Here is a 12,903-nt window from a genome sequence, read left to right as displayed (position 1 = left end):
CTGTCGTCTTCGATGGATTTGGGGCCGCGTCCGTCGTTTAAGGTTTGGGCGTAAATGTAGTTGCCGAAGCGGTTGCGGTAGAGCGCCAGATTGTATTGCCAGCGGTCGCCTTCGTAGCCCAGCGCGATTTCGATGTTGTTGGAACGCTCTTTGTTGAGGTGTTTGTTGCCGACTTCAAAGGTGTTGGTGGCGACGTGTTTGCCGTGTGCGTACAGCTCTTGCGTTGACGGCAGGCGTTCCTGATGGGAGGTGGTCAGGCTGAGTTTGTGTTGTGGCGTGAAATACCAGTTTCCCGAAAGTGCGAACGAGCGGGCGGTTTGGCGGTGCGCGCCGAGGTCGGGCAGGGGCTGGTTGTAGTAGTTTTCCCGATCAATCAATGCTTTGTCGTACTGGATGGAAGCTTTTTGTTTTTCCACGCGTACGCCACCTTCTAGCGTGAAATTGTCCCAGTTTGCCTGTTCTACACCGAAAAAGCTGTAATGGCGCACATTGTTGTCAATCAACATCGGTTGTTGGACGGTTTCGGGAATGGCGGAAAGCGCGCTGGATTTTTGTCCCAAATATTGCACGCCCCAGCTGCCTTTCAGACGGCCTATGGGTTGGTGGCGCAACTCGATACGGGCGTTGTGTGTTTTGTTGTTGAAGAAGTTTTCTACTGCATCGCCTGCTTTTTCGTCGTGGTGGTAGTCATTGTGGTTTAGGTGTACGCGCAGGGCTTCAAAACCGGGGAATGGCTGCTTCCATTCGGCGCGGAGTTCGTAGCGTTTGTTGCGCAGGTCTATCCACGGTTTGCCGTTGTGGGCATGGGTGTGTGCATTATCGTCGTCGTGAAAGCCGCAGCTCAAGCCCGGATTATCGTAATCAACATCTTCTTCGGTCAATAGGTGCGGATAAAGCTGCAAATAGCGTTTGTTAATCAAACTTTTCTGCCAGATGATGTCGGCGTGGCAGTCGTCGTAGAGATGGCTGTGGGCAGGCAGGCCGTAGCGGTCGCGACGGTCGCTGTACGCCACGCCGAGGAACCCTTTATCGCCAACCCAAGACAGACCGATGCTGCCGGTTTTTGAATCGGCATGGCTATCGGGCAGTCGTTTCAGACGGCCTTCTTCTTTTTGATAGCGCGGTACGGCGTAATCGCCCGATTTGCGGTACAGCCCTTCGGTATGCAGCACGAAGTTTTTGTCCAATCCGACGTTGATGCCGCCGGACGTGAGTTTTTCCAGATTGCCGCTGCTCAAACGTAATCCGGCTTCGCCCGATACTCCGTTTTCAGGCATTTTTTCGGGGATTTTGCCATCGGCAACATCGACCAAACCGGCTACATTGCCCGAGCTGTACAAGAGCGTAACTGGGCCGCGCAGGATTTCGACCTGTTGCGACAAGGCGCTGTCCACCATCAAGGCATGGTCGGGAGAGAAATCCGCCATGTCGCCCGTTTCGCCGTGATGGTTCAATACTTTAATCCGTCTGCCTGTTTGACCGCGAATAACGGGAGCAGATGCGCCGCCGCCGTATTGCGAGGCATGAATGCCCGGTACGCCGTCTAAAGCATCGCCTAAGTTGACGGCTTTTTGGCGTAAGGTATCGCCGGAGATGATTTTGTCGGAGGCGGTCGAAGTATGCAGCAGCCCCGAAGTGGCGCGCGGACGGCTTTTGCCGACGACGGTAACCTCGTCCAAGTCAACCGACTGATCGGTTTCATGCGCTTGGGAGAGGATGGGGGTGCTGATTAAAAGAATAGATAAAACAATGGGTTTGAGTGTGGTTTGTGTCATTTTAGTTTCTCATCATATTTCGAAAGGCTGTTATTATATAACATTGCGTCATTTATATGATAAGATTTTTGAGAAAAAAGGCCGTCTGAAAACGAAGCGTGGTTTTCAGACGGCCTTTAGCTTGTATGTAGGTTTAAATGAAAACGGAACAATCTCTCTGCAGCCTGGTTTGGGTAAGGCAGAAAGTCATGGCAGATTGTTTGCTTTCATTGAAAGCATTACTTGGTTTCGGCGGCTTTAGCGCCAGTGGTCTCTGCAATCAGATCAAGGAATACCAACGGTTTTTTGTCGATATTTTTGAGTGCGTGGGACTGTCCAGGGCGGGCGATGGTAATGTCGCCGGCACCGACTTCGGTTTGTTTGCCTTCGCTGTCGGTAAACAGGCCTTTGCCGGATACGATGATGTAAACGTCTTCATTGCCGGTATGTTTGTGCTGACCGATGGAAGCACCCGGCGGTAATGTGAGCCAGCCGATTTCTTTGAATGCGTCTTGGTCGGCGGTTTGATGGCGCGTGAAGGCAAAGTTGCCGAGCAATGGGCCTTGGCCTCCGGCTGCGTTTTCGCGGTTCCATTCTGCTAAGTCGGCTTTTTTGTACACTTGGATGCTGCGGTCGGTGGGGGTGGTTTGTTCGGCAGCTTGGGCGCTTATGGATGTGCCGAGCAGAAGGGCGACAGATAATGCGGCAAATAGTGGTTTCATGGTGGTTCTCCGTTTGTCAGGTTGAGTCAGATAATGCGGATTCAGTTTTCAGACGGCCTGCGGGGTTGAAATGTGTAACCCTGCAGGCTTCCCCCAAGTTTTATTTCACATTGCGCAGATAGTTCAACAATAAAGGAACAGGGCGGCCGGTCGCGCCTTTTTCACCGCCGGATTTCCATGCGGTACCTGCGATGTCGAGGTGTGCCCATGGATAGTCTTCGGTGAAGTAAGACAGGAATGTTGCGGCGGTAATCGTGCCTGCACCCGGCGTACCGATGTTTGGAATGTCGGCAAAGTTGGATTTGAGTTGGTCTTTGTAGGTTTCAAAGAGCGGCAGTTGCCATGCTTTGTCGTCCACGTTGCGGGAAGCGGTCAGCAGGCTGTCGACCAAATCTTGATTGTTGCCCATCACGCCGCTGACGTCATGACCCAAAGCGATGATGCACGCGCCGGTCAGGGTGGCGACGTCGATAACGGCTTTGGGTTTGAATTGTTCGGCGTAAGTGAGTGCGTCGCATAAAATCAGACGGCCTTCGGCATCGGTGTTCAATACTTCGATGGTCAAGCCTTTCATGCTTTTCACGACGTCCCCCGGTTTGTTGGCCGCGCCGGAAGGCATGTTTTCGCAGGTGGCGACGACGGCAATCAGGTTGATCGGCAGTTGCAGTTTGACGGCGGCGCAGAAGGTACTGATGACGGTTGCCGCGCCGCACATGTCGAACTTCATTTCGTCCATGTTCAGGCCGGGTTTGAGGGAAATGCCGCCTGTGTCGAAGGTAATGCCTTTGCCGACCAAGACGACGGGGGCGGCTTCTTTGTCGGCCGCACCGAAATAGCTCAGTTCGACCAAATATGGGTCTTCGACGCTGCCTTTGGCGACAGACCAGAACGAACCCATGTTTTCTTTAATGTAGTCTTTTTCAATGATTTTAGCGTGTGCGCCCAATTTTTCGGCTTCGGCTTTCGCGGTACGCGCGAGGAATTCAGGCGTGCATTCGTTGGGTGCGGCATTGCCCAAGTCGCGGCAGAGGCTTTGTCCGTAAACCTGCGCTTCGGCAACGCGCAGGGCTTCTTTGACGGCGGCTTCGTGTGCGCTGTGGAACACGGCTTCTGCAAATTTGGCCGGTTTGGCTTCTTTTTTGTAGCGGTCGAAACGGTAGGCGGCATTGCCGAACGCAATCGCAAACGCTTCGGCAACGGCTGCTGCTTGCGCTTCTTCAAAGGCGTGAACGTCCACATTGACCGTTTCTTGATTTTGCGCCCATTTGGCGGCTTCGGCTGCGGCTTTGTTCAGCGCGGCGCGGTCGGTTTTTTCGAGGCGGGAGACGGCAATGGCTTGCAAACCGTTGTCCGTCGGGATTTTGGTGTCGGCGAAATTTTGACCTTCTTCAAGGGAAGCGAAGAGGGCGAGGGCAGTCGGGTTGCTCAGTTGCGATGCTTCGGCGCAGACAAATAATTGCGCACCTGCCTGTTGAGCCTGCAAAGTTTCGGCTTTTGTGCTAAATTTCACGTTTATTCTCCTGATTGGAACGGTTGTCGGTTGTTCAGACGGCCTGTTGACCAACCGTCCGAACAGATGAAAATCATTGTACTCCATTTGTGTCATGCCGTCTGAAGCCTTATTAATAAATATAGGTTTCCCATAAACCGTATACCACGCTCAATCTTATGATTTACCAAAGAAACTTTATTAAAGAACTTTCCTTTACCGCCGTCGGCATCTTTGTCGTCCTCTTGGCGGTATTGGTGTCCACGCAGGCCATCAACCTGCTTGGCCGCGCAGCCGACGGGCGTGTCGCCATCGATGCCGTGCTGGCCTTAGTCGGCTTCTGGGTAATCGGCATGACACCGCTTTTGCTGGTGTTGACCGCATTTATCAGTACGTTGACTGTATTGACCCGCTACTGGCGCGACAGCGAAATGTCGGTTTGGCTCTCTTGCGGATTGGCATTGAAACAATGGATACGCCCGGTCATGCAGTTTGCCGTGCCGTTTGCCATTTTGATTGCCGTCATGCAGCTTTGGGTAATGCCGTGGGCAGAGTTGCGTAGCCGCGAATATGCCGAAATTTTGAAGCAGAAGCAGGAATTATCTTTGGTGGAAGCCGGCGAGTTTAATAGCTTGGGCAAGCGCAACGGCAGGGTTTATTTTGTCGAAACCTTCGATACCGAATCCGGCATCATGAAAAACCTGTTCCTGCGCGAGCAGGATAAAAATGGCAACGACAACATCGTTTTTGCCAAAGAGGGCAATTTTTCGCTGACCGACAACAAACGTACGCTTGAATTGCGCGACGGCTACCGTTACAGCGGTACGCCCGGCAAAGCCGATTACAACCGCGTTTCTTTCCAACACCTCAGCCTGATTATCAGCACCACGCCCAAACTCATCGACCCTGTTTCACACCGCCGTACCATCCCGACCGCCCAACTGATTGGCAGCAGCAACCCCCAACACCAGGCGGAATTGATGTGGCGTATTTCCTTGACCGTCAGCGTTTTGTTGCTGTGCCTGCTTGCCGTGCCGCTTTCCTATTTCAATCCGCGCAGCGGCCATACCTACAATATCCTGATTGCCATCGGCTTGTTTTTGGTTTACCAAAACGGGCTGACCTTTCTGCGCAATGCCGTGGAAGACGGCAAAATCCATTTCTGGCTCGGACTGCTGCCCATGCACATCATCATGTTTGTGATTGCCGTCGTCCTGCTGCGCGTGCGCAGTATGCCTAGCCAACCCTTCTGGCAGGCGGTTGCCAAAAGTCTGACATTGAAAGGCGGAAAATGAACCTGATTTCACGTTACATCATCCGTCAAATGGCGGTTATGGCGGTTTACGCCCTTCTTGCCTTCCTCGCTTTGTACAGCTTTTTTGAAATCATCAACGAAGTCGGCGATCTTGGAAAAGGCAGCTATAACGGCGCAAAATTGGGGCAGTATGTTTTAATGCAGATGCCTGCGCGCGCCTATGAACTGATGCCGCTTGCCGTTTTGATCGGCGGCCTGATTTCCCTCAGCCAACTGGCTTCCGGCAGCGAGCTGACCGTCATCAAAGCCAGCGGCATGAGCACCAAAAAGCTGCTGTTGATTCTGTCGCAGTTCGGTTTGATTTTCGCCATTGCCACCGTCGCGCTTGGCGAATGGGTTGCACCCACGCTGAGTCAAAAAGCCGAAAACATCAAAGCCGCCGCCATCAACGGCAAAATCAGTACCGGCAATACCGGCCTTTGGCTCAAAGAAAAAAACAGCATCATCAACGTGCGCGAAATGCTGCCCGACCATACCCTGCTGGGCATCAAAATTTGGCAGCGCAACGATAAAAACGAACTGACCCAAGCGGCAGAAGCCGAATCAGCGGTTTTGAATCCCGACGGCAGCTGGCAGCTGAAAAACATCCGCCGCAGCATATTGGGCGAAGATAAAGTCGAGGTTTCTACCGCCGCCGAAGAAAACTGGCCGATTTCCGTCAAACGCAACCTGATGGACGTATTGCTCGTCAAGCCCGACCAAATGTCTGTCGGCGAATTGACCACCTACATCGACCATCTGGAAAAAAACAACCAAAATACCCAAGTCTATGCCATCGCATGGTGGCGCAAGCTGGTGTATCCCGTTGCCGCATGGGTGATGGCGCTTGTTGCCTTTGCCTTTACCCCGCAAACCACGCGCCACGGCAATATGGGCTTGAAACTTTTCGGCGGTATCTGCCTTGGTTTGCTGTTCCACTTTGCCGGACGGCTCTTCGGCTTTACCAGTCAGTTGTACGGCGTGCCGCCGTTTTTGGCGGGCGCATTGCCGACGGTTTTGTTTGCACTGTTGGCGGTGTATCTGATACGCCGTCAAGAAAAAAGATAAGGCAAAATAAACTTCAGGCCGTCTGAAAGGCAATCTTCAGACGGCCTGAGTATTTTGTGTGCAAAAAACAAAATGCTAAAGTAAAATAATACCTTTCCAAACCAATGCGGCTATTGAAAATGTCCCAAACCATCTGCTTGAATATGATTGTCAAAAACGAAGCGGCAATTATCGAAGAAACACTGGCCAACATCACCGACCACATCAAACTTGACTACTACGTCATCAGTGACACCGGCTCGACCGATGATACCGCCGGCGTGATCCGCCGCTTTTTCGATGCAAAGGGCATCGCAGGCGAGATTCATCATGATGGTTGGCAAAATTTTGCATACAACCGCAATCAGGCGTTGAAACACGCAAAAAACAAAACCGATTACGTGTTGATTTTTGATGCGGACGACCGCTTTGAAGGCAAATTGGAATTGCCCGAGTTGACCGCCGACCGTTACCGCCTCCGCATGAGAAATGCCATGGGCAGCGTGGTTTATTACCGTCCGCTGTTGTTGCGCAATGACGGAACATTCTACTGGCGCGGCGTGTTGCACGAATTTATTGAAACCGACAAACAAGATACCAGCGAAGCCACGCTTCATGGCGACTATACGGTTCTCAGCGGCCGTTTCGGCGCGCGCAGCAATATGGCGAACAAATACCTGCTTGACGCGGTTTCTTTGGAAAAAGCGTTTTACAGCCCTGAAGATGAAGACCTGAAACCGCGTTACGCCTTTTACGCGGCGCGCTCTTATTGGGATTCTGATATGCCCGAGCGTGCGAGCGAATGGTTTAAAAAACGCATCGAGTTGGGCGGTTGGATAGAGGAAGTGACGGTTTCTTACCAACAGCTGGGCGAGTGCTACAAATTAATGGGCAAACGCGATGAAGCCTTGGCAACTTGGTTGGCAGGCTACGATTACAACCCGCGCCGTGCCGAGTGTCTCTACCTTGCGCAAACCATGCTGCGTCAGGAAGGGAAATACCGCATTTCCCATGCAATCGGCCTGATGGCGAAACGTATCCCGTTCCCAAAAGACGATATTCTTTTTGTCCAAAGCAATGTTTATCAGTTGGACATCGATTATGAATTGTCGGTTACCGCCTATGCGGCCGGCGATTTGCGCCAAGGCTATGAGTCTTGCCGCCACTTGCTCTTGCTTAATGTACGCGAGGTATTGACCACAGTGACCATGCAAAATATGTGGCTCTACCGCGAACATGCGCAAACCGAAACGCGCGAAGTATTAGAGCAGCTGGTAGCCGTCATGCAGCCTTATGCCGAGCAGGGTGGACGTTTGGCAGAAGTGACCGAATATTTTGCTGATATTTTGAAAAACCGTTAATCAGGACTTTGCCCCGACCATAAGGCCGTCTGAAAGGAAATTTTTTGAGCAAGCGCAATCTGTTTTCCGTCGATAAATCTTTGGAAAAGCCCGAACGCGTCCTCTTGGTCGGCGTGATGTTGACGGCGGACTATTCCGGCGCAAACGAAACGCGCGAGCGCGGCTTTCAGACGGCCTTGACCGAAGCGGCAGAATTGGTGGGCGCGGCCGGCGGCGATTTGGTTTCTATCGAAACTTCACGCCGCGATAAACCGCATCCGGCTTCGTTTGTCGGTACGGGCAAGGCGGAAGAGTTGGCGGCAGTGGTCAAGCAGCATGATGTCGGGCTGGTTGTGTTCAACCACGAACTCACGCCGACACAAGAGCGTAATCTGGAAAAAGAGCTTCAATGCCGCGTCCTAGACAGAGTGGGTTTGATTTTGGCGATTTTTGCCAAACGCGCCCAATCGCAGGAAGGTAAGTTGCAGGTGGAGCTGGCTCAGTTGAACCATTTGAGCGGACGGCTGGTGCGCGGTTATGGACACCTGCAAAGTCAGAAGGGCGGCATCGGCTTGAAAGGGCCGGGCGAAACCCAGCTGGAAACCGACCGCCGTTTAATCGGACAAAAAATCACGGCATTGAAAAAACAGCTTGCCGATGTCCGCAAACAACGCGCCACGCGCCGCAAATCGCGCATGAGCGGCCGTCTGAAAACCTTTGCCATTGTCGGCTATACCAATGCCGGAAAATCCAGCCTGTTCAACCGCTTGACCAAAGCAGACGTATTGGCGAAAGACCAGTTGTTCGCTACTTTGGATACCACTGCGCGCCGGCTTTTCCTGTCGCATGAGGCGAGCGTGATTTTGACCGATACCGTCGGCTTCGTCCGCGATTTGCCGCACAAGCTGGTGTCGGCGTTTTCCGCCACCTTGGAAGAGACGGCGATGGCGGATGTGCTACTGCACGTCGTTGATGCGTCCAATCCTGATTTTGAACGGCAGATGGACGATGTCAACGAAGTCTTGGAAGAAATCGGCGCGCATGAAATTCCGCAGTTGGTGGTGTACAACAAAATCGATTTGCTGCCGCCGGGTATGCGTGAAGCAGGCATTTTGCGCGACAATTCCGGGCATGCCGTCGGCGTGAATGTTTCCGTTGCCGAAAGTTTGGGCTTGGACGGTTTGCGTGAAGCGATGATTGAATTGACCGTACAGAAAAGTGCTTGATGGTATGGAATGAAACAAGGCCGTCTGAATGTTCAGACGGCCTTACCGTAAAATTTTAAATCTGAGGATTATGCCGACAGAGGGCTTTTCTTTTTAAACACGCTTTCGTAAAGCATCCAAGCGGCGAGGCTCAGGTATACGGTGCTGGACAAAATGCCGATAACGGCAAAGATAGGCATAAGGCGATCAATCATGGTGAGGTTTCCCAATAAGTTAGTTTTATAAGTAAATGTGTGTTTTTTGATTTCCGTCTTCGCGGAATGCCTAAAGTATGCTGCTTAAGTGGGCTGAGGTCAACAAAGAATGTATCGGAATTTTTAAAAAAGTTCCATTTTTACATTAAAATAATCGGAAGTTTTTAAAGATAAACGGTATTTATATGTTACCGTTCATCGTTTGATGAACGGTCAATACTTTGTTTTCCATATTTTTTACAAAGTCCGACAGTCTATTGATTCAAAAGTAAATGAAATGAAGCAGAAAAACGCTTTTTGCTAAAATGTAACACCCTGGGACGGTTGTTTCAGGCCGTCTGAAAAATAAATCGAACACATGATGACATCTTCCACACATCCCCAAAAAAACTGTTTCCATTGCGGACTTGAAGTCCCGGAGCATCTGCATCTGACGGTTCGTTTTGAAGACGAAGAACACGAAACCTGCTGTGCCGGTTGTCAAGCAGTGGCGCAGAGTATCATCGATGCAGGTTTGGGCAATTATTACAAACAGCGTACCGCAGACGCGGAAAAATCCGAATTGCCGCCACCGGAAGTGTTGTCGCAATTAAAGCTATACGATTTGCCCGAAGTGCAGGCGGATTTTGTCGAGGTCGGCGCAGGGGATGAACGCGAGGCGGTGTTGATGCTGGGCGGCATTACCTGCGCCGCGTGCGTGTGGCTGATTGAGCAGCAGTTGTTGCGCATGAAGGGCGTAGTGCGCGTGGATTTGAATTACAGCACCCACCGCTGCCGCGTGGTGTGGGACAGCGCCCACATCGAATTGTCGGACATTTTGCTGAAAATCCGCCAAACCGGTTATACCGCTGCGCCTTATGATGCGCAAAAAATCGAAGTGCAGGCGCAGAAGGAACGCAAACAGTTTATCGTCAGATTGGCCGTGGCCGGTCTGGGTATGATGCAGACGATGATGTTTGCCCTGCCGACTTATTTTTACGGCGGCGACATCGAGCCGCTTTATTTGGAAATCCTGCATTGGGGCGGCTTTTTGATGGTGTTGCCCGTTGTGTTTTATAGCGCGTTGCCGTTTTACCGCGGCGCGTGGCGCGACTGGAAAAACCGCCGTGTCGGCATGGATACGCCGATTGCCATTGCCATTGTGATGACCTTTATTGCGGGTATTTACAGTTTGGCCACCAACGCAGGGCAGGGCATGTATTTTGAATCCATCGCCATGTTGCTGTTTTTCCTATTGGGCGGGCGTTTTATGGAACAGATTGCCCGACGCAAAGCAGGCGATGCGGCGGAGCGGTTGGTCAAACTGGTTCCGGCATTCTGCCACCGTTTGCCGTCTTATCCGGAAAGCGAAGTCATCGAGGAAGCCGCAGTCGTCCGCCTCAATATCGGCGATACGATTGTTGTGAAGCCTGGCGAAGTCATTCCGGTGGACGGTACGGTTTTGTCCGGCGAAAGCGAAGTTAACGAAGCCATGTTGACCGGCGAAAGTTTGCCGATTGTCAAAAGGCCGTCTGAAAAAGTAACCGCCGGCACGCTTAACACCAGCAGCCCTTTAATCATCCGCACCGACCATACCGGTGGCAACACGCGCCTGTCCCATATCGTCAAACTGCTCGACCGTGCGCTGGCGCAAAAACCGCGTGCCGCCGAGTTGGCCGAAAAATACGCGTCCAGTTTTGTGTTTGGCGAACTTTTGCTTGCGATTCCTGTTTTTATCGGCTGGGCTTGGTATGCAGATGCGCACACCGCCTTGTGGATTACCGTTGCCTTGCTGGTCATTACCTGCCCATGTGCCTTGTCGCTTGCGACTCCGACTGCGCTGGCTGCTTCTACCGGTGCGCTTGCCAAAGACGGGATTCTCATCAGCGGCAAACAAAGCCTGGAAACGCTTGCTCAAATTGACGACGTCGTGTTCGATAAAACAGGTACGCTGACCAAAGGGCAGCTTTCCGTCAGCCGTATGTTGTCAGCAGGCCGTCTGAACGAAGTCCAAGCCCTTGCCGTTGCCCAAGCATTGGAACAGCAATCCGAACACCCCATCGCCCGTGCCATTTTGAACCATACGCTTTTAGACGGACCTGTATCCGCGCTTGATGTGAAAGTGCAGCAACGGGTCAACCGTATCGGACACGGTGTCAGCGCACAAATCGAATTGGATGGCAAAACCCAAGTTTGGGCTTTGGGCAAAGCGGCGTTTGTTTCGGAAATCGCCGGTAATCTGCCTGAAACATTTGCCCATATCGACCACACAGGCGGCATTATTTTCTTGGGCAATCAAAGCGGTTTTCAGACGGCCTTTTTGCTGGAAGACCAAATCAAAGACAGCGCCGCTGAAATGTTGCAAAACCTGAAACAACACGGCATCCGTCTGCACCTTTTAAGCGGTGACCGTCAAGCTGCCGTAGCCCAAGTCGCGCAAGAGCTGGGATTGGATGCCTATCGTGCCGAAGCCACGCCTGAAGACAAACTTGCTTATGTGGAAAATCTGCAAAAACAAGGGCGTAAAGTCATGATGATCGGCGACGGGATCAACGATGCCCCCGTCCTTGCCCAAGCCGACGTGTCGGCCGCCGTGGCCACGAGTGCCGATGTGGCGCGAGACGGTGCGGATGTGGTTTTGCTCAATGATGATTTGAACGTTTTGCCCGTGATGATGGAACAGGCACGCCGCACCCATCAAATTATCCGCCAAAACCTGACTTGGGCTAGCGCATACAATCTGGTTGCCGTTCCGCTGGCCGTGTTTGGTTACGTTACCCCGTGGATCGCCGCGCTCGGCATGAGTTTCAGCTCGCTGCTGGTGTTGGGCAATGCCTTGAGATTGTTGAAAACCAAAAAGGCCGTCTGAAACCGGCCAATCCATTGCCTAAACGAAAGAATACGCCATGCCTAAAGCCACTTTTTATACACACGTCGCCCGCCCGGCCGCCTTTGCCTGCCGCCTGATTGCGCGCGCCATACGCGATGGCGGGCAGATTTTGGTGTGGTCGGATTCTGCCGCGGCAGTGCAGCAACTAGACGTTGATTTTTGGCAGCAAATTCCCGAAAGCTTTATTCCGCATGAAGTCTGGCTGCCTACCGACCCCATGCCGTCTGAAACGCCGGTATTGCTTGCGTTTGGAAACGCATTGCCGAATATTTCGCAAGATTGCACGGTTTTGAACCTGTCTGCTGATTTCTGGAGCCAAGCCCCGGCCATTCCAAACCGTATCCTTGAAATTGTGGGCAACAGCTTAGAAGATTTGGCCGAAGCCCGAGACCGTTTTCGAGCTTATCGTCAGAGCGGATTTGAGATTGAGCATTTTTCGAGAGGAGGGAAGGATTGAGTGTTGGAGATATTCAAGGCCGTCTGAATATAAACAAAGGGACATTTTGATGATGTCCCTTTGTTTTTTAGATTGATTATCGGAAGGCTTCGTGCCATATACCATAAAACATGAGGCAACAGCAGAAAGAGTAGAAATAGTGGAAAAAGCGTTCAAAAAGGGAAGTATTGGCAAGATACCATTGAACAGACTGATGGTGGTGTTGGGGATTTTTGAGGATTAAGTTGGGGAAACGGACAATCGAAGGTACGGCAAGCAAGTCAAACAGATTGAGGAAGACTGTAACCGATAATGAAAAACCGATTGTCTCATGAAATACGTCGAATGGCTGTAATGACAGGGTGTGTGCAAATAGGGAGGTTAGGGCAGATTTGTTGGACATCCATAAATAAAACAGTCCACCGATAGACAAGTAAAGTGCCAAACGAATCCATATAGATAGCTTGCGTCGCAAATAGAGGATGAAGAATAAGTTGAGCAGGATAAAGAAAATAGGAAAAACTGATTTCAT

The 12,903-nt window shown here is 51.8% G+C and carries 11 protein-coding genes; 6 read left to right on the top strand and 5 right to left on the bottom strand.

What is annotated here, in order from left to right:
- The 3 genes from znuD to ACTHUM_RS04625 all read right to left on the bottom strand — a co-directional run.
- The coding region (znuD, locus tag ACTHUM_RS04635) for a TonB-dependent zinc receptor ZnuD (RefSeq protein WP_440402796.1) at positions 1-1,775 on the bottom strand (1,775 nt) is incomplete at its 3' end.
- 218 nt (positions 1,776-1,993) lie between these two features.
- The gene (locus tag ACTHUM_RS04630; protein ID WP_070695332.1) at positions 1,994-2,476 is read right to left on the bottom strand and encodes a cupin domain-containing protein; all 483 of its coding nucleotides are present in this window, start codon (positions 2,474-2,476) and stop codon (positions 1,994-1,996) included.
- 100 nt (positions 2,477-2,576) lie between these two features.
- Positions 2,577-3,986: a leucyl aminopeptidase gene (locus tag ACTHUM_RS04625; RefSeq protein ID WP_070695333.1), complete on the bottom strand. Its 1,410-nt coding sequence runs from the start codon at positions 3,984-3,986 to the stop codon at positions 2,577-2,579.
- Between the two features lie 158 nt (positions 3,987-4,144).
- Here ACTHUM_RS04625 and lptF point away from each other — a divergent pair, with 158 nt between their 5' ends.
- The 4 genes from lptF to hflX all read left to right on the top strand — a co-directional run bounded on the left by lptF (position 4,145) and on the right by hflX (position 8,872).
- A complete protein-coding gene (lptF, locus tag ACTHUM_RS04620) occupies positions 4,145-5,260 on the top strand; it encodes an LPS export ABC transporter permease LptF (RefSeq protein WP_004519285.1) in 1,116 nt (371 codons plus the stop codon).
- Entirely contained in the window at positions 5,257-6,327 is a 1,071-nt protein-coding gene (lptG, locus tag ACTHUM_RS04615) for an LPS export ABC transporter permease LptG (RefSeq protein WP_003745632.1), read from the top strand. The genes lptF and lptG overlap by 4 nt, the downstream gene beginning before the upstream one ends.
- Positions 6,328-6,446: 119 nt before the next feature.
- The gene (locus ACTHUM_RS04610) at positions 6,447-7,667 is read left to right on the top strand and encodes a glycosyltransferase (RefSeq protein WP_224783369.1); all 1,221 of its coding nucleotides are present in this window, start codon (positions 6,447-6,449) and stop codon (positions 7,665-7,667) included.
- Between the two features lie 44 nt (positions 7,668-7,711).
- Complete coding sequence (gene hflX / locus ACTHUM_RS04605) at positions 7,712-8,872, top strand: GTPase HflX (RefSeq protein WP_070625930.1); 1,161 nt, start codon at positions 7,712-7,714, stop codon at positions 8,870-8,872.
- 68 nt (positions 8,873-8,940) lie between these two features.
- On the opposite strand, the gene ACTHUM_RS04600 is transcribed toward hflX, so the two are convergent.
- Positions 8,941-9,066: a hypothetical protein gene (locus tag ACTHUM_RS04600; RefSeq protein ID WP_003678791.1), complete on the bottom strand. Its 126-nt coding sequence runs from the start codon at positions 9,064-9,066 to the stop codon at positions 8,941-8,943.
- A 361-nt stretch (positions 9,067-9,427) separates the two neighbouring features.
- On the opposite strand from ACTHUM_RS04600, the gene ACTHUM_RS04595 reads away from it, so the two are divergent.
- Positions 9,428-11,914 (top strand): heavy metal translocating P-type ATPase, encoded by a 2,487-nt coding sequence (locus ACTHUM_RS04595; RefSeq protein ID WP_049335597.1) that lies wholly within the window; start codon positions 9,428-9,430, stop codon positions 11,912-11,914.
- A 37-nt stretch (positions 11,915-11,951) separates the two neighbouring features.
- On the top strand, positions 11,952-12,392 hold the full coding sequence (locus tag ACTHUM_RS04590; protein ID WP_004519293.1) for a DNA polymerase III subunit chi: 441 nt from the start codon (positions 11,952-11,954) through the stop codon (positions 12,390-12,392).
- 76 nt (positions 12,393-12,468) lie between these two features.
- Here ACTHUM_RS04590 and ACTHUM_RS04585 read toward each other — a convergent pair whose 3' ends face one another.
- Positions 12,469-12,903, bottom strand: a complete 435-nt coding sequence (locus tag ACTHUM_RS04585; protein ID WP_141744533.1) for a hypothetical protein — start codon at positions 12,901-12,903, stop codon at positions 12,469-12,471.

The sequence above is a fragment of the Neisseria sp. P0021.S006 genome (assembly GCF_051956895.1).
Note: the sequence above shows the minus strand (reverse complement) of the source record. Positions and strands in the feature narration are given on the sequence as shown.